Annotated in this window: 7 protein-coding genes; 6 read left to right on the top strand and 1 reads right to left on the bottom strand. The window is 61.1% G+C overall.

Annotated features, from left to right (window positions below):
• Positions 1-96 precede the first annotated feature (96 nt).
• Positions 97-381: a hypothetical protein gene (locus tag HOP53_RS05490; protein WP_234269075.1), complete on the bottom strand. Its 285-nt coding sequence runs from the start codon at positions 379-381 to the stop codon at positions 97-99.
• 443 nt (positions 382-824) lie between these two features.
• Here HOP53_RS05490 and HOP53_RS05485 point away from each other — a divergent pair, with 443 nt between their 5' ends.
• From HOP53_RS05485 to HOP53_RS05455, 6 genes are all read left to right on the top strand, one after another.
• Positions 825-3,080, top strand: coding sequence for a TolC family outer membrane protein (locus tag HOP53_RS05485; RefSeq protein WP_234269074.1), 2,256 nt, complete (start codon positions 825-827; stop codon positions 3,078-3,080).
• A 111-nt stretch (positions 3,081-3,191) separates the two neighbouring features.
• Positions 3,192-5,363, top strand: a complete 2,172-nt coding sequence (locus HOP53_RS05480; RefSeq protein ID WP_234269073.1) for a type I secretion system permease/ATPase — start codon at positions 3,192-3,194, stop codon at positions 5,361-5,363.
• Positions 5,363-6,820, top strand: a complete 1,458-nt coding sequence (locus HOP53_RS05475; protein ID WP_234269072.1) for an HlyD family type I secretion periplasmic adaptor subunit — start codon at positions 5,363-5,365, stop codon at positions 6,818-6,820. Before HOP53_RS05480 ends, HOP53_RS05475 begins: the two co-directional genes overlap by 1 nt.
• Positions 6,820-7,431 (top strand): response regulator transcription factor, encoded by a 612-nt coding sequence (locus HOP53_RS05470; RefSeq protein WP_234269071.1) that lies wholly within the window; start codon positions 6,820-6,822, stop codon positions 7,429-7,431. The genes HOP53_RS05475 and HOP53_RS05470 overlap by 1 nt, the downstream gene beginning before the upstream one ends.
• 248 nt (positions 7,432-7,679) lie before the next feature.
• Positions 7,680-16,241: a BapA/Bap/LapF family large adhesin gene (locus HOP53_RS05465; protein WP_267955209.1), complete on the top strand. Its 8,562-nt coding sequence runs from the start codon at positions 7,680-7,682 to the stop codon at positions 16,239-16,241.
• A gap of 231 nt (positions 16,242-16,472) precedes the next feature.
• Positions 16,473-19,259 (top strand): retention module-containing protein, encoded by a 2,787-nt coding sequence (locus tag HOP53_RS05455; protein ID WP_234269070.1) that lies wholly within the window; start codon positions 16,473-16,475, stop codon positions 19,257-19,259.
• Positions 19,260-19,311: the final 52 nt, after the last annotated feature.

Here is a 19,311-nt window from a genome sequence, read left to right as displayed (position 1 = left end):
TGGGGGTGGGGAAATTCTCGTCTCGAACCCATTCGGGGAGTCAGGGCGCCGAGCGGCGCCCGCCAATCGAGCCACGCCGTTGCGTGGCCGTGTAACTCAGTAGAGCGCCTGCTCCTCGCCGATCACCTCCTTCAGCAATTCCAGGAACAGCTTGTCGGCTTCGGAGTGTTCCTGCGGATCTTCGGGGATGTGAACGCTGGTGGTATCGGAAATTTCGTTGGCGATACGAGCCGCGGCCTCTTCGGGCTTGCCCTCGCTGTAATGACGGCGCGCAATTTCCAGCGACTGTTCGAGAATGCGCGGGTCCTGTAGCAACTTCTTGATGAAGCCGCGCAGCTCATTGATAACGCGTGTTTTCTGAATTTCAGATGAGGCTGACATGTCCTGTCTCCTTTTGCCGATGGCGCAGGCTGTTCATGACGCTGACGATAGCATGTTTGGCGCCTGGCGGGAGAGCCACGTCGAGGGCCAGCCGCGGAGGTGCACGCCTCCTGCCTTGATCTAGAACAATCTCATGCGAAAGGTTGAAAAACAGCAAAGGAATCTATTGGACAATAGGACAACCTCAGTTACGCTAGCTTACATAAAAGGGTTGACATACCCTGATCGCTTGCGAATCGCCATGTCAGCGGTAACTTGATGTAACGGCATGAAGTTCATGCTGCAGCGTGGATCAGGCGAATCAGTATTCAGAAGGGAATCGGGAAAGGATGCACCATCCGGTTTGGACCGGGTGAGCCCCGTAATAACAAGAACATGTCTCCACAACTCGACGGATCGCCTGTGCAGACGGGGCGACCGAAAAACATGTAAAGGGAACTCCCATGAAAAATGCCGCAGACCTCTCTCGTACCCACAGGCTGGCCAAGGCCGCGCTGGTGGGGTCTTCGCTCGCGTTGCTACCGCTGTCGGCCGCGGTGGCCCAGACTCTGCCGCCCGGGCTGGCGGCGCCGGGATCGTCGGATATTCAGCAGGTCGTGCGCCAGGCGCTGGTCACCAATCCGGAAGTCAAGGCGGCCTGGAACGGCTTGAGCGCTGCCGGCCATGATGTCGGTGTGGCACGAGGCAACTACCTGCCTAGCATCGACGCGGCAGCCGGCGTCGGTCGTGAAGATCGTCAGGGCGATGGACGCGGCAGCTACGACACCGACTTCGCCGAGCTGCGCCTGACCCAGATGATCTATGACGGCTTTGCCACTCGCAGCGAGGTCGAGCGACTCGATCGTGCCAAGCTGGTGCGCTATTACGAGCTGCTCGGTGCCAGCGAGAACGTCGCCCTGGAGGCCACTCGCGCCTACCTCGACGTGCGCCGCTACCGCGAGCTGGTGAGCCTTGCTCAGGACAACTATGCCGATCACCTGCGTGTGTTCAACCAGATCGAAGATCGGGTCCGCTCGGGTGCAGGTCGCGGTGTCGACCTCGAACAGATCAGCGGTCGTCTGGCGTTGGCTGAATCCAACCTGATGACCGAGGCCTCCAACCTGCACGACGTCACTGCACGCTATCTGCGCATCGTCGGCAGCCTGCCCGCCGAAAATCTGGCCCCGGCGCCGCAGCTCGACAACCGCCTGCCGCCGTCGGTGAGCGAAGCCGTCAATCTGGCCTTTCAGGGCAATCCCGATTTCCACGCCGCCATCGAGAACATCGAGGCGGCTCGGGCCGAGCAGGCCGGCACCCGCGCCGGATTCCAGCCGCGCCTGGATCTGCGCGGTCGCACCGGTACCAACAACAACGAAAGCGGCTTCGATGGCTTCGGTCGGCGCGACCGTCACAGCATCGAACTGGTCGCCAGCATGAACCTGTACCGCGGCGGCAGCGACCTGGCGTCGTTCCGCGCGGCCAGCGATCGTGTCGAGCAGGCCATCGACCAGCGTGACCTGGCCTGTACCAACGTGCGTCAAACCACGCAGATCGCCTACAACGATACCCAGCGCCTGCGTGAACAGATCCGCTACCTCAACGAGCATCGTCAATCCATCGATCGTGTTCGTGGCGCTTACCAGCAGCAGTTCGACATCGGCCAGCGCACCCTGCTCGACGTGCTCGACAGCGAGAACGAGTACTTCGAGGCCAGCCGTGCCTACGCCAACGCCCAGTACGACATTGCCCTGGCCGATGCGCGCACCCTGGCGGCCATGGGCCAGCTGATGCAGGCACTCGGCGTCATGCGTGACGACATGCCTACCCTGGCCGAACTGGGCAGCGACGGTGTGGCGCTCGACCCGAGCGTGCTGTGCCCGATCGACGGTCCCGGCGGCTTCACCCTGGCCGACTTCACCCGGGGAATCAGTGCGCCGGCTCCGACCCGCGCACCGGACGTCACGCTTTCCGCCGATGCTCTGTTCGCCATCAACAGCGCCGAGCTGGGCCCCGACGCGCGTCAGGAACTCGCACAGTTGGCCGGCCAAATCCGTGACCGTACCGATCTGGCGCGAGTCTTCATCGCCGGCCATGCCGACAGCACCGGAACCCATGCCATCAACGATCCGCTTTCGCAGCGTCGTGCAGACAGCGTGGCGGATTACCTGGTCGGTCAGGGGGTCGATCGCGGTCTGATCCAGACCCGCGGCTACGGCTCACGTCGTCCGGTGGCGAGCAACGACACGGTAGAAGGGCGCCGTCAGAACCGCCGCGTGGAAGTCACTCTCGAGCGTGTAGGTGAAAATCTCGACATGTCGTCCGTGCAGCAGTGGCCGGCTATCGGCACTCAGGAAACGGAGCACGCCACTCAGCTGAGCGTGGCCGAATTCTGGGCCCAGCAGCAGCCCGTTGCCAGCGTCTATCGCGAAGTTCAGGGCGAGGTTCATGGCGAGCTGGCCGTTGCCGGCCAGGCAGAGCCGCAGGCGGTGGGTGTCGAGCAGGGCGCCTACCTGCAGGTGGTAGCCCTGAGCGATGCGGGACGAGCCCAGCAGCTCGGCAGCCAGCTCAGCGATGCCCTGGCCAAGCCGATGCGTCTGGTCAGCTCTGCCGCGCTGCACCGGATCCAGCTCGGCCCCATCGGCGATCCGACTGAGCTGGTGGCACTGCGTGGTGAGTTGAAGCGCTTGGGTTACGCCGACAGTTATGTCGTGCAGGGCTGAGCGACCAGGGGTGCATGCTGTCTGTGCTGCGTTCGCACGGACAGCATCGTAATCGTCATTTAGCATCAACCCGCCCGGGTCTGCCGGGCGGGCCTCACCCCCGAGGTCCACGTGACACAGCAAGAAGTGTTGTATTCCTCTCAGGATGCCCCTCGCTCTGCAGTTCGTGACGAGCTGCTGGAGTGCCTGCAAACCATTGCCCAGGCTCATGACCATGCGGTGACGCCCGATGCGTTGACGGCGGGCCTGCCGTTGGAGGAGGGGCGTCTCACTCCGGGAATCTTTGCACGAGCCGCTGCGCGCGCCGGAATGACGGCACGTATCACCAAGAGTCGCCTGGTTCAGCTGAACCCGGCACTCTTTCCTGCCGTCTTGCTGCTGGAGCCGGGGCGCGCCTGCGTGCTCGTGGAGCTGGATCTCAAGTCGCGCCGGGCGCGGGTCATCTTTCCCGAACTCGGCGACGCCGTCACCGAAGTCGATCTCGATGGCCTGGCCGAAAGCTACAGCGGTCAGGCCATTTACGTACGACCGCGCTTCCGTTTCGACGCGCGGGGTCCGGAAGTCGGCAAGCAGCGTTCCCGCCACTGGTTCTGGGGCGTCATCCGCGAGAACCGACGCTTGTATCGAGACGTGATCGCCGGTTCGGTGATCATCAATCTTTTTGCGGTGGCGATGCCGCTGTTCGTGCTCAACGTCTACGACCGCGTGGTGCCCAACCATGCGACCGAGACGCTGTGGGTGTTGGCCGTCGGTATCTTCGTCGTGCTCTGTTTCGATCTTGCCCTGCGCTTGATGCGCAGCGCTTTCGTCGATCTGGCGGCAAGCCGGGCCGACGTCAAGCTATCGTCGCGAATCATGTCCCAGGTACTGGGGCTACGCATGGAGGCCAAACCCGCCTCTACCGGGTCGTTCGCCTCGACCTTGCAGTCCTTCGAGTCGGTGCGCTCGTTCATTGGCTCGGCCACGGTGGTGGCCCTGGTCGACTTGCCCTTCGTGCTGCTGTTCGTGGGCGTGATTGCCCTGATAGGGGCACCGCTGGCCTTGCCGGTTCTGGCCGGTATCGTCTTGGTGCTGCTCTATGCCTTGGCGGCCCAGGGCAAGCTGCATGAGCTTTCCGAGACCACCTGGCGGGTCAGCGCTCAGCGCAACGCCACGCTGGTGGAGTCGCTGTCGAGCCTGGAGACGGTGAAGTCGCTGCGGGCCGAGAGCCGTATTCAATCGATCTGGGAGAAGGCGACCGCGTTTCTCTCGCGCACTTCCGCCCAACTGCGCCTGGTCAGCACCTCCGTCTCCAACGTCGCCATGTGGGCCCAGCACACCGTGGCCGTGGGCGTGATCCTGATCGGGGTCTATCTGATCATCGACGGCAATCTGAGCCAGGGTGGGCTCATCGCAGCTTACATGCTGTCGTCCCGGGCCATGGCACCCATCAGTCAGGCGGCGGCGTTGCTGGCCCAGTATCATCAGTCTTCCACCGCGCTCAAGTCGCTAGACGACGTCATGCAGCGACCGGTGGAGCGACCCGATGGGAAATCGTTCATCTCGCGTCCGGTAGTCCGCGGCGAGATCCGTTTCGACAAGGCGTCGTTGCGCTATCCGGATGAAGAGCGCGATGCGCTGCGCGATGTCTCACTCAAGATCGAGCCCGGCGAGAAGGTGGCGCTGCTCGGCCGCGTAGGGTGCGGCAAGACCTCGCTCAACAAGCTGCTGCTGGGTCTGTATGCCCCCACGGCGGGCGCGGTCATGCTCGACGGGGTCGATCTGCGCCAGTTCGACCCTATCCAGTTGCGCCGCCATATCGGCTACGTGCCCCAGGACGTGAGCCTGTTCTTCGGTTCGCTGCGCGACAACATCATCGCCGGTGGCGGCAGCGATGGCGTCGATGACGACTCGCTGCTGCGTGCCATCAAGCTCAGCGGGCTGGAGAGCCTGGTCAATGGCCACCCCCACGGTGTCGATCTGCAGGTCGGTGAGCGTGGGCAGATGCTCTCCGGTGGCCAGCGCCAGGCCGTGGCCATCGCCCGGGCGATGGTCCACGACCCGCAGATTTTGCTGCTCGACGAACCGACCAGCTCGATGGATCACGCCAGCGAGGAGGCCTTCAAGGCCAATCTGAAGCAGTACGGCGAGGGCAAGACGTTGATCGTGGTGACCCACCGTACCTCGCTGTTGTCATTGGTCGATCGCATCATCGTCATCGATGCCGGCAAGGTCGTCGCCGACGGTCCCCGCGACAAAGTGGTCGAGGCCCTGCGCAAAGGCCAGATCGGGAGGGCCAGCTGATGACCGTCATGTCTTCTCCCAAGACCGAAGGCAAGGCCAAGGGCAAGAGCGCCGAGCAGCAAGGCTTCGAAGCGATCGGACGTTTTTCCGAAGTGGGCGGCAAACCATTCCGCCCCTTCATCGATCGCCTGTTCTCCAAGCGCGTTACGGCCGCCCATCTCAATCGCGACTGGGCCAGCGATGCCGACTGGGCGCGCATGCAGCAGGATCCCATCCGGGCCAGAATCTTCCTGTATACCGTTCTGCTCGCCGTTGCTGCACTGATCGCATGGTCGTATTTCGCTTCGATCGACGAAGTGACCCGCGGCACGGGGCGAGTGATTCCCTCCAGCCAGCTGCAGAAGGTGCAGTCCTTCGATGGCGGCGTGGTGCAGGAAATCCTGGTGCGCGAAGGGGAACTGGTCGAGGCGGGTCAGGTGCTCATGCGCATCGATCCCACCCGCTTCATCGCCAACTTCCGCGAAAACCGCGCCCAGGCGCTGGCGCTGCGTGCCCGTGCCGAAAGGCTACGTGCCCTGGCCACCGACACGCCCTTCAACCCCGATGAAGAACTGCGCACCGAAGCGCCGGACATCGTGGCCCAGGAGCGGGAAGTCTACGAGAGCCGGCGCGAGGAGCTCCGCGAGCAGGAGAGCATTCTGCGCGACCGCATCCGTCAGCGTGAAGAAGAGCTCAACGAGGCCAAGGCACGGCGGGATACCGCCCAGCGCGAGGCCAACATGGCCAGCCAGGAGCTCAACCTGACGCGTCCGCTGTTGCAGTCCGGGGCGGTGTCCGAAGTCGACATTCTCCGGCTCGAGCGAGAAGTCTCGCGTGCGACCGGCGAGCGCAACCAGGCGGCAGCCTCGGTCGCCCGACTCGAGGCCGCGGTGGAGGAGGCGCGTACGCAGCTTCGCGAGCTCGGCGCCGAGCGGCGCAGCAACTGGCGCAACGATCTGGCGCAAACCATCGGCGACCTCGGTGCGCTCGATGAATCCAGTGCCGGCCTGCAGGATCGCGTGCGCCTGGCCGAGGTGCGCTCGCCGGTTACCGGCGTCGTGCAGCGTCTGGGTATCACTACCTTGGGTGGCGTCGTGCAGCCCGGTCAGGAAGTGGTGGACATCATACCCAGCGACGATCAGCTGCTGGTCGAGGCCCGCATCGCTCCTCAGGACATCGCCTTCCTGCGCCCGGGGCAGCCGGCCACGATCAAGCTCACCGCCTACGACTTCGCCATTTTCGGTGGGCTGCAGGCTGAACTCGATCACATCAGTGCCGACACCATCACCGATGACAACGACAACACTTTCTATCTGGTGCGTGTGAGAACGCTGGAAGGAGAAAATCTGGGTAGCGATATTCAGGTCATTCCCGGCATGACGGCTCAGGTCGACATCCTGACCGGCAAGCGTACGGTGATGCAGTTCTTGCTCAAGCCCGTGCTGAGAGCATGGAGCGACTCCATGGGAGAACGATGATGACAGCTCTGTTCATCAGCCAGAAACGGGCAGAAATTCCTCGGCTGAGCAGCGCCTTTCCCGAGATCCGCCAGGTCGATCCCGAGCGAGCAAGGCGACTGGCAAAGCGCGGCGACCAATTCTGGCTCATGACCGACCATACCGAATGGCCAGCGTTGACGACGGCCTTGGCCGCACAGGGATGCACCATCGTGGTGATGACCCTGGTGCCGAGTGAAGCCGAAGCGCTTCAGGCGCTGCAAGCCGGTGCCAGGGGCTACCTGCACGCTCTTTCGCCCCCCGAGCTGCTGACCCAGGCCGCGCTGGTCACCGGTAACCAAGGGGTATGGGTGCCGGCCGAGCTGTTGAGCAAGGTGCTGGGTGCAGCCTTCACCACGCTTGGCGGGCGCGAGAGCCTACCAGTGGATAGCCTGGCCATACTGACGGAGCGTGAGCGTGCCGTGGCCTTGGCCGTGGCGGAAGGGCGCAGCAACAAGGAAGTGGCTCGCCTGCTCGACATCACCGAGCGTACGGTCAAGGCACACCTCGGCGCAGCATTTCGCAAGCTGAGGGTACGTGATCGCATGCAACTGGTGCTCAGGCTGTCGAGACAGGATGAAAACGTAACCTAACGCACCCACCAGTCTTCACCTGATGAACGCTTCCTGAATCGGCTTGCTGAATATTCAGCAAGCCGATTTTTTTATCGGCCGTTTCTCTGCGTCATACCACTGCTCTCGTTACTGTCCTACGGTCCAATATTTTTGTATCGAAACGTAATTTACTGTGTTCCGTCAGGAGTAGAGCTTGGCGTGCCTTATCGGACGCCTCCAAAAAAGAAAAAACGAAAGACGATACAGACGACACAGGGAGTCATGTCATGGCAAATGCTACGGTTATCTCGATCACAGGACGCGCCTGGGCGCGTGATGCCGAAGGAAACGTTCGCGAGCTGAGCGTTGGGGACACGCTCCAGGAAGGTGAAGTGCTGGTGACCTCCGATAATGGAAGCGCCCAGCTCGACTTCGGCGATGGACAGGACCCCACCCTGATCGAAGGTGGCGAGCAGGTAGCCATGACCCCTGAGCTCGATGTCGACGAAGTCGTCGATGCTTCCGAGTTTGCGGCTCTCGATGAAGATCTCGAGGCACTGCTGGCCGCACTCGACGACGACAGCGTCGACCTGCTCGACGTGCTTGACGCCACCGCGGCCGGGGCTGGCCCCGGTGGCGCCGCCGATGGTGGCCACAGCTTCGTGCGCCTTGCGCGGATTGCCGAAGATACCAACCCGTTGGCGTTCGAATATGGTCTGGGGCTGGGCAGTGAGCTGCCCGAGATTGAAGGCCCCGCTTTCACAGCGGTCTCGCCGGAAGACGAAGTCATCGCTCCAACTGCCGGAAACTTCGACGCGTCGTTGAACGATGCCGATATCCTCAGTGAAGCCGGCTCCGTCGTGACCGGCACTCTGCCGTTCTCGTTTGGCTCCGGCGGGTCCGGAAGCATCAGCTTTGCGGCCATGGATGGTGTCGAAACCCAGGTCGGTCAAGAAACCATCGTGTATAGCTGGGATGCCGGCAGCAATACGCTGACTGCCTTCTCGCCCGGTCGTGAGCTCAACATCTTCACCATCGAGCTCAATCCCAGCAGCGGCGCTTTCACTCTTACCCAGTTGAACAACCTGCTGCATGAAGAAGGCACGGACGAGGCGGTTACAGGCCTGGTCTACACCGTGACCAGCACCAGCGGTACGGCTACCGGGACACTGAACATCACCATCTTGGATGACAGCCCGAGCGTGGAGGTCGGCAGCGTTGAGCTCGGCCAGATCGCCTTGATTGTCTACGACAAGCAAACCGTCGGCGATGTTTCCGTTGCCACCGGTAACGTATCCAGTGCCTTCGAGTCTGCTGTCAGCGTCAATTATGGCGCAGACGGAGCCGGTAGTACCGTGGTCGACGGCTACGGTCTGACTCTTGGCAACGTCGAGCACGGCCTGACCAGCGGCGGTGAGCAGATCGTATTCACTCTCGAAGATGGCATCGTCATTGGCCGCGCCGGTGATACCGAAGTGCTGCGCATCGAGATCGATGCCGACACCGGTGTCGTGACCCTGACTCAGTCCGCTCCGGTGGACCATCCCGAGCAGGGTGTGGATAGCGTTGGCCTGCCGGCTGGCCTGGTCGGCGTGGTTGCCACGGTCACCGTGACCGATGCCGACGGTGACGTGGTCAGCGATAGCTTGAGTGTCGATTTGAGCGGCAATATCAGTATCGTCGATGACATGCCGAGCATCGACCCCAATCCGGGTGACCTGGCGGAACTCGAGGTCGACGAAAGCGCCTTCGGTGAGCCAGCAACCGTCAATTTCTCCGGGGCCTTTACCGTTGTCTTCGGGGCCGACGGCGAGGGCAGCGTCAGTTATGGCTTGAGCGTCGAAGGCGATGGCAGCACAGGGCTGGCGACGACCGACGGCGGTCATGCCATCACGCTGGTCGAGGAGAACGGCAAGATCGTCGGTCGGGACGCCGATGGCCGGACGGCCTTTACCATCAGCGTCAATGCCGCGACCGGTGAAGTCACTCTGACTCAGCATCTGGCGCTGTCTCACCCGGATGGCTCCAACCCGGCCGACGTGCTGAGCCTGGCTGGCAGCGGTCTCTCGCTCAACGCCACGGTTGTCGATGGCGATGGCGACACGGTTTCGGCCAGTATCGACCTTGGCGGTCAGCTCAGCTTCGTCGACGACGGCCCGGTAGCCAACAACGATCTGGCCCTGGTTCGTCTGGGCCGGTTCGAGAAGTCCGGCAATGTGATGGTCAATGACGTGGAGGGAGCAGATGGCGCCGAGGTTACGCACGTTCAGTTTGGCGAACAAGTCGTCGAGCTGGTCGATGGTAAGGCGGTCATCCAAGGCGTTCACGGTGAGCTGACCATCTATTCCAACGGCGACTTCACCTACGTGCGCGGTGAAACGCCAAATCATCAGGGGCTGTTCCTCGACAAGTTCACCTATACCCTGACCGATGGCGATGGCGACACCGATACAGCCACGCTCACCGTCAAGGGCTTCGACTCCCCGGTCGGCATCGTCAACCTGCCGCCCTTCGGCCAAGGCGCGCACCTGGTCGTCAACGAAGCGAATCTGGATAACGGTAGCAGCCCCAATGAGGGGGCGCTGACCCAGGGTGGCAGCTTCCTGGTCAACGCAATCGATGGCCTCGCTCAGGTGACCATCTCGATCGGCGAAGGTGATGATCAGCTGACGTTGACCGTCACGCGCAACGCGGATGGCAGCTTCAACTATGAGAATGCAGCCATCGACGTGCCGAACGGCTACAAGCTCGAGATCACCGGCATCACACAGCTGCCTCTCGGTAACTATCGCGTCAGCTACGAATACACACTGCAGGGCAACAAGGACCACTCCGCGCCGGGCGATGACGATGCCTTGATTCGCGACTTCACCATTACGGTCACGGACCGTGATGGCGATACGGTCAGCAGCAACCTCACGGTGAAAGTCATCGATGATGCGCCCGACGCCAACCTAGGTGGCCCCCGCTGGGCCACCGAAGGGGGCGATGCCGTTAGCGGCACCTGGAACACCGAGACCGGCGCCGACAGCGAAGGGGCGCAGCAGCTCATTTCCATCAACGGCGGCCCCGAGCAGGTCTTGCAGATCGGCCATGCCTACGCGCTGCCTGAAGGCACCCTGACCTTCAATGCCAATGGCACCTGGACCTTCGTGCCGGGCACCAACCTGGATCACAACGACAAGCAGTCGATTCGCTTCGAGCTGATCAAGGTCGACGGTGACGGTGATCGCGCCACGGACACCCATCGCATCAAGATCAAGGATGGCGAGGGTCCGACCCCGGGCGATGAGAATGGCGAAGGCGGCAGCGTGACCTTGGCCCTGGCCGATGCCGAGACCGTGGGCGGCAGCCACGTCGTCAGTGAAGAGCTGGCCTTTACCGCCGGCAGCGACGACATCGTGAGCTTTGCCTTCGGCGATACCGGCAACATTCAGGTCACCGGCCTCGACGGTGAGCTGAGCTGGTCGCTGGACAACGACGGCAACCTGATCGGCAGCCTCGATGGCGAGCCGGTGCTCAAGCTGAGCCTGAGCGGCACCGATCCGATCGCCGCCCAGCAGAGCGGTACCATCACCATCACGGCGGAGCTGCTGGCCGCACTGCCGCACGACGTCAACGTCGACGACCTGACCATCACCGGTGTCACGGTCGTCGCCAGCGACCATGATGGCAATAGCGCCACTGCGGGCATTACCGTCGAAGTGGCTGACGACCTGCCGAGCGTGGATGGCACCAACCCCACGGGGCATGAGGTCACCATCACCAATCTGGGCAGTGCGCCTGGAGTGGGCTACAACAACAGCTTCGGCTATTACATCAAGGACGAAAACGGCAATCCCACCATCGGCCAGATCATCTGGTCGAACGTCAAGAATGACGTGGGCGATACCTATGTTCTGGAAGGATACGCACCAGGTGAGGTGGGGTACTTCATCATTCCCAATGGGGCGAGCCTCAACCCCGATTTGGCGAATCAAACCCATGTCCAGTTCATCCAGATCGAAAACCCCGAAGGGGCTTTGGTATGGGTGGCAGTGCCGGCAGGAAGCGAGGACCCGCTGGTTGGGCAAGATCCCAAGGCCCCCGTGCTCTTCAACGATGCGGCCTTGCATCCGGATGGAAGCTCGCATGTCGAGAACAATGCCGAAGAGGGCGATCTCAACTGGGAGGACATCTACGGTCCTGGCAGCGATAGGGACTACAACGACGTCAACATCAACGTCGAATGGAAGCCCGCCAACCTGACCGTCGACGAGGCACAACTCGACGTGACGGCATCATTCGACTTCTCCGGATACTTTAGCGCCGAGTATGGTGCCGATGGTCTGCAGACCCGTGAATACACCTTGAGTGTCTCGGCTGCTGGTGCCGACTCAGGTCTGGTCGATACCCAAACCGGTCAGGCCGTTCTCGTCAAGGAAGTGGATGGCGATATCGTCGGCTATGTAGTTACCGACGATGGTGTCGAAGTGCCCGTATTCACCCTCGAAGTGAATGCCGAGACAGGGGTCGTGACTCTCGACCAGCTCAGGGCGATTGCCCACCAGGGCGTTGGCCAGATCGGTGCGAGCGATGCCGCCAACATATTGGCTAACGTGATTTTCCTCACCAAGACCGTGACCGATGGCGATGGCGATAAGGCCCATGCGACGATCGACATTGGCCAGGTGATCTACTTCCTCGATGATGGCCCGACTGCGGTCGATGTCTCGGTCAACCTTGGCTCCGGCCAGATCATCGAAGAAGGCAACGTACTGGCCAACGACACGCTGGGCGCCGACGGTGGCCGAGTAACGTCGGTCAACGGCGTTGCCGTACCGGCCGAGGGTACGGTCGACATCACTGGCCAGTACGGTGTCCTGACCATTGCCGCCGACGGTACCTACTCCTATGTGCGTAACCCCGGCGCCCCTGGCAGCGTATCGGATGTGTTCACCTACACCCTGACCGATGGCGACGGTGACAGCGACACCGCAACGCTGACCATCGCGATCAGCGACTCGCCTGTCTCTATCGACAATCCGGTGCATGGCGATGGCCATCACCTGGTCTTCAACGAAGCCCATCTTCCGGGAGGAAGCCAAGAGGGCGGCGGTCTGTTGGTACAGGGTGGAAGCTTTACCGTCAGTGCGCCGGATGGTGTGCTGAACCTGAGCGTGGGTGGCGAGTACATCGTCAAGGATGGGCTCGAGCAAGCGCTGCCGACGATCGTGACCGAAAGCGGTAATACCCTTGTCATCACGGGCTTCACTGCAAACGGCAACGGCACCTATACCGTCAATTACGAGTACACGCTGAACGCCAACAAGGATCACGACCAGCCGGCCAACGACGAGTCGCTGACCCAATCCATCGAGATCGTGCTCGAGGATACCGACGGTGATACGGCCTCGAGCAACCTGCTGATCGAGATTCTGGACGACGTGCCCGAGTTCGGCACGCCGGAAGATGCTTCTCTCGGTATGGGCGTTGACAGCTCCGCTATCGGTAGTCTGGATCTCACCATCGGTGCGGATGCGGATGGCGCGCATATCTCGCAGGCCAGCCTGATGACAGATGGGCAGGGCCACATCCAGGTTCGCTACGAGGAAAACGGGGTAGAGAAAACCGCTTACCTCACCTCTGGCGGCACGAAGTTGGTCTACGTCTTCGTTAGCGGCACCCAGCAGCTCATCGCTTACAAGGAAGGCGGCGACAGCGGCGAGCCCGTGCTCACCATCGATATGAACGTCAGCGGCAACCAGTACGAGGTCGTCGTTCACCAGCCTCTTGACCCTGTCGCGGTCAGCTTCACCACGGATGTCATCGGCAACCAGGGCGGTGGCATCGACGGCGAGCTGGTCATCAGCAACCCGAACCTGTCGGCTCAGTTCACAAGCGTAGGCGGTGCAGTCAACTGGTCGACCAATGGCATCGGTGTCGGTAACAACCTGATTGGAGAAGGCGAGACACTGATTGCTCAGTTCAATCAAACACTGACTGAGCTCTCCTTCGAGATGGGCAATGCCGGAGCGCTGAGCTGGGAAATCTTCAGCAATGGCGTATCGGTAGGCACTGGCAACGGCACGACGGCGTCCGCCTCGGGTGGCTTCGACGAAATTCGTTTCTACGGCAGCTCCGGCGGTGACCAGTACAACGTCAAGAACTTCCAAGGGGTTTTCCTCGATGCCGAGCTCGGCTTCACGCTGCCTGTCGATGTCGTTGCAGTCGACGGTGACGGGGATACCACGGATGGCTCGTTCAATATCGACTTCGAGCCTGGTGAAGTACTGCCGCTGCCCGAACTGCCCAGCATCCTCGGCCTGACCGCCAGCGACGTAACGGTCAATGAGAAATACCTCGAAGGCGGCACTGCCGAGGGAGAAGGAGACGCAGCCGATAGCGGTAGCTTCACTCTTTCCGCGCCTGAAGGTATCGACTCGCTGCTGATTGCGGGAGAGAAGGTTTCCGGCGCTGGGGAGCAGCAGGGCGACAAGGTCAAACTGAGCCTGGCCGATCTAGAAGGGCTTGCCGGCGACGGTGTCATCGTGATCGAGACACCTCAGGGCAACACCCTGACGCTGACTGGCTACGATTCTGCAACCGGTGAGGTGAGCTATAGCTTCGAGCTGGGCAGCGCCGTTGTGCATGAATCCGGTGAAGGCCGCAACGAGCTGGCGAAAGAGGGCATTCAGCTCGAGCTGGTGGACGGCATGGGGCACATTGCCTACGGCACAGTCGATGTCGTGGTGGTCGACGATGTACCGTTCGAGTTCGATCTGGTCCAGGCCATTCAGGTCCCTGTCAGCGAACTCGAAGTGGGCCAGCTTGGTGCCGGCTGGCAGAACCTGACTACTACGGCGGGAAGCGGCAGCGTTACCACCACATCGAATGAGAGCGGTATTTTCATTCAGTGGGGTGGGGCCAACGGCTCCGGCTATGACTTCGTCTATGCCGAAGGACTGACGGGGTTGGAAGGCGTCACTACCGATTCGTTGTTCTCGCTGGGCACGCTGACACATAACAACTTCGTGATCAGCGCCAATAGCAAGGTGCTCAAGACCGTCGACCTTGAAGTGTCGTTCAAGGTCATGATCGACGGTGTCTTGACCGAGGTGACCACCGTCATCCAGCTCGAGCATGACGAGACGCCCAATACGCACCCCGATCCCACGCATCCGGACAACGACGATATCGTCAAGATCCTCAACCCGGATCAGGAACAAGTCATCCAGGTTGGCGATCGTGAGTACGTTCTCAAGATCCGCGGCTTCCTGGATTCCGATGGCAACCTCGTCGATACGGTTTATACCACGGAGACGAAAGCAAGTTCGTTCGAACTTTTTGCCGAGATCGTTTCCACCGATGACTTGCCCAGCGTGGAAGGCCGGGTCGATGCCGACTGGGGCGCCGACGGTCCTGCCGAGGAGAACAGTCTGCTGTGGTCCGATGGCGAGGGCGGCACGATTGCCAACGGTGTCGTGCAGGGCCATTTCGGCACGCTGACCGTGAACGCCGATGGTAGCTACACCTACGTGGTCAGCCGCAGTGCACGCGACGGCATGAAAGCGGGCGACTCCTATCAGGATGAGTTCACCTACTACCTGACCGATGCAGATGGCGACGTGGTGGCGTCGAAGCTGACCATCAACCTCGAAGGTGTGCCGAACGGTATCGTGGCCAGCGACAACGTGGCCATTGCCGACGTATCGCTGATCGAGATTGATGCGACTCAAACTTCAAGTAGTCATTCAGTTGGCAATGGTTTTCTTGACACGGGTAGCAAAACCCGAGAGTGGAAAGAGGAGTTCGACATTGCTGTAGCTGGTGGCGGTGTTTTCAGCTTCAATGCGAACGTGAGCGCTCCGCGTGGGTCGGCTTCTCTAGCATGGAAACTGGAAAAGTTTGGCGATGCTGGCTGGGAGGTTGTATCGGGCATAGGGGGGCGCGTTGGTAGCGGTAATTTCAATACGCCTGAACTTGACTCGGGAAGCTATCGCATCACATTCCAAGCAGAAGTCTCTGGTGGAAGCTTCGTATGGGGATACCCAAGTGTCTCTGTTACGACCACTTTCAATCATGATGCCTATGGCGTTTGGGAGGCTTCCAGTACGCAAGGCAACGTCCTGAGCGACCCAGGCATCGACGGCAGCACCGATATCCCCGGCTCCAGCGGCACGCTGCTCAAGGCCTTGGTCGGCAGCGACTATGTCGAAGCCACGCAGAGTGGCCTCGTCATTGCCGGTCAGTACGGCACCTTCACGCTGTTTGCCAACGGGGACTATCGCTACGAGCCCGCTGCAGATGTTGCCAACGTTGGCAAGATCGACAGCCTGACCTACCAACTGGTGCATCCGTCCGGCGCTACTGCCGAGGCGTCGCTCCAGGTGGGGATCACCGGGCCGGGCGTGGATAGCTTCGTCTGGGGAACCGATGGCAACGATGCGCTTACCGGTGGCGCTGGCAACGACATCATTATTGGCGGAGCTGGTGACGACATACTGGTGGGTGGCCTCGGAGCCGATACCTTCGTCTGGAACCTGGGTGACCAGGGTCAAGCAGGTGCTCCTGCGACAGATAAAGTGATGGACTTCACCCTTGGCCAGTTCGGCGTGGATGGCGAGGCCGACAAGTTGGATATTGCTGATCTTCTTGATGGAGCCAGCAGTTCCAATCTGGCGGAATACCTCCATGCGTCCGACGATGGAAGTGGCAATACCGTGCTCCAGATCAGCCACAATGGTGGCTTCACGGGTGGCGTCTACGATGAGTCGGTTGTCGACCAGACGATCGTGCTCAAGGGCGTTGCCTATAGCGATGCGCTGATTCAGCAAATGCTCAGCAACGGTCAGCTCGAAATCGAATAAAACAAGCCAACGTACTGATACGCCCGGCCTAGGCCGGGCGTTTATTGTATGGCTGAAGCCTTTCTTGCCAGTTTTGACCAAGGTCAAGTTTTCTCCTCACCCTGTACCAGAGTCCAATACCGCGCCGTACGACTAGCCTCATACTTCACTCAAGCACGCCCCCTCCAGGCACGGACCGTTTGGCCGTGGCGAGCCTCGTAAAAAGTTCTTTCACTTGCGGGGTATACCCTCATGTCTATTGCAATCGTTCTGTCCATCTCCGGTCAGGCCTGGGCTCGTGATGCCTCGGGCAACCTGCGTGAGCTGCGTGTCGGAGACACGCTGCAGGAAGGAGAAACCGTCGTGACTTCCACTGGAGGGGAAGTGCAGCTCGATTTCGGCGATAACCTGGACCCAAGCCAGATCGAGGGTGGCGAGCAGGTTCTAATCACCCAAGAGCTCAGCACCGATCAGCCGGTGGAAGCGAGTGAATTTGCCGCTCTCGACGAGGATCTGGACGCACTATTGGCAGCGCTGGACGATGAGACCGTCGACCTGCTCGACGTTCTCGATGCGACTGCGGCAGGTGCGGGCCCCGGCGGTGCGGCGGATGGCGGTCACAGCTTCGTACGCCTGGCACGCATCGCCGAGGACACCAACCCCCTGGCATTCGATTATGGCTTGAACGCTCTAGGTGGACCGCCGGAGGAGCAGGGCGGAGCCTTCTTGGCTGAAACGGCCGACGATGTCGAAGTGGTCGAACCTGTCATCATCCAGCCCACGGCAGGAAGCGTGGAACTTGATCTTGCCGATGCCTTGGTCGGCCAGTCCGGCTCGGTGGTCAGTGGGGTGCTACTGTTCACCTTCGGTAATGGAGTCGGCGGCAGCGTTTCCTTCGCCAATATGCATGGCGTTGAGGTTCAGATTGGGCAAGAGACCATCCTGTATAGCTGGGATGCCAGCAGTAATACCCTGACGGCTTTCTCGCCTGCGCGCGAACTGAATATTTTCACTATCGAGGTGAACCCCACTACTGGGGCGTTCATCCTGACTCAGTGGAACAACCTTCTCCATGAAGAAGGAGCAGACGCGGCGCTTGCCAACCTCACCTACACCGTTACCAGTAGCAGCGGTAGTGCAACCGGCACGCTGCAACTCACCATCGTCGACGATATACCCGGCATCGAGATCGGCGCTGCCGCCGAGCTGGCCAGCCTGCTGACCACCGACGCCGCGCTGGGCACCGACAGTGCCGCGCTGCGCGACTTCTTCACCATCGTCGACCACTCCTTTGGTGGCGACGGCGCGGCCGCCGGTGGTGGCAAGGCCTGGCACTACAGCCTGAGCCTGGGCAACAACGTCGCCGGCAACGTGGCCCAGGACGGCAGCGGTGAAAACCTCACCAGCGGTAGCCAACTGGTCTACCTGCACCTGATCGGCGGCAGCGTGGTCGGCAGCACGGCGGCCAGCGCCGCTAACGTCAACGGCGGCAACACCGTCTTCGTCGTCTCTCTCGTCGACGGCAAGTTGGTGCTGGATCCCATCGACCACCCGACGGCGAGCAATGCCAGCGAAGTGCTGCACCTGGCCGGCGGCCAGATCCTGCTCACCGGCAGCGTGACCCTCACCGACGCCGACGGCGACACGGCCACCGACAGTGCCACCGTCGACCTGGGTGGCCAGTTGGGCTTCGAGGACGACGGCCCGAGCCTCTCTGCTCTCAACCTCGCCATTGCCAACGTGGCCGGAATATACGAGGGAGTCTACGAGTTCGAGGTGGGTGGTGATGTGCAGAGCTTCCTCGGCAGCTTCGGTGAAGGTTCGCTCAACTGGACAGGCATGCCGGATGGTTACGCGCTGACCATCACCGATTCCGGAGAGACCTGGATCACCTACACGGCGAAGTCAGGCTCCTTCGAGTTTTTCAATCTCACACTGAATGCCGATGGCACCTATGCCTTCGATCTGCTGTCGCCGGCGCCTGTCGTGGAAACGGAGATCGAAAGTCTATTGAGTGCGTTCGATTCGAAGAACCTCTACCAAGAGAACGGCAAGACTGCCTATCTGTTCACGTCGGATGTCTTCAACGGCAAGTTTGCGCTCGCCGTAACAGCATTCAGCAATAGCGTGCAGCAGAACGTGAGCATGTCATCGACAGACTTGGGTGTGCACTCCAACGTCGTTCAAGGTAACAAGAAAGATATGTTGAGATTCGACGTCCGGCCTGAAGAAGGGTCAGGTGAGATTGGCGTGACGTCCTTCATCTTCAGCGTATCTGGCACGAGTGGCTCAAAGGCTGGCGATCAGGCCAAGTTGACTGTCTTCGACATGGATGGCACGTCCAAGATCTACACGGCAACCCTGGTGACGGCAGATGGTGAGTTCGTCTTCAACATCGATCCGACGCATAACGTCGATTACATGGAGCTGCAGCCTGCGGGTAACAACAGCTTCAAGATCGATGGTATCTCGACCAGCTACTTGACTCAGATCTATCCGGACGACTACCAACTCGACTTCGTGCTGACGGGGTCGGACGCCGATGGTGACACTGCCACCGCCGACTTCTCCGTCTTCGTCAAGACCTCCGAGACCGGCAGCTATGAAATCACCGGTTCCGACGGTGACGACGTAGTGCATGGTACGGCGGGCGATGACATCCTTATCGGTGGTGCCGGCAACGACACCCTGATAGGCGGTGAAGGCGATGATGTGTTCCAGTGGAACCTGGGCGACCAGGGAGACAGCGATGCCCCGGCCATCGATACCGTCGTTGACTTCGGGCTTGGCACAAATAATGTGCTGGATCTGGCTGATCTGCTTCAAGGTGAAAGCGTCAGCAACATCGGCGATTTCATCTTCGCCGCACAGGAGGGAGCCAGCACCGTGCTGTACATCCACCATGAGGGTCAGATCGACGTAGATGGCGGCAATGCTACGCAGGTGATCGTACTGGAGAACTTCACCACGGGCGAGGTCGGCTCGGCTGAGATCCTGGCTGAGCTTCTGGCCAACAGCCAGCTCAACATCGACCCATAACCACTGCTGTCGTGATGAAGTAGAACTGCGCCCTGCCCGGAGACACCGGGCA

This window comes from Billgrantia ethanolica (assembly GCF_021404305.1).
Taxonomy (GTDB): domain Bacteria; phylum Pseudomonadota; class Gammaproteobacteria; order Pseudomonadales; family Halomonadaceae; genus Halomonas; species Halomonas ethanolica.
The sequence above is the reverse complement of the archived record's forward strand: the minus strand, read 5'-3'. Positions and strand labels throughout refer to the sequence as shown.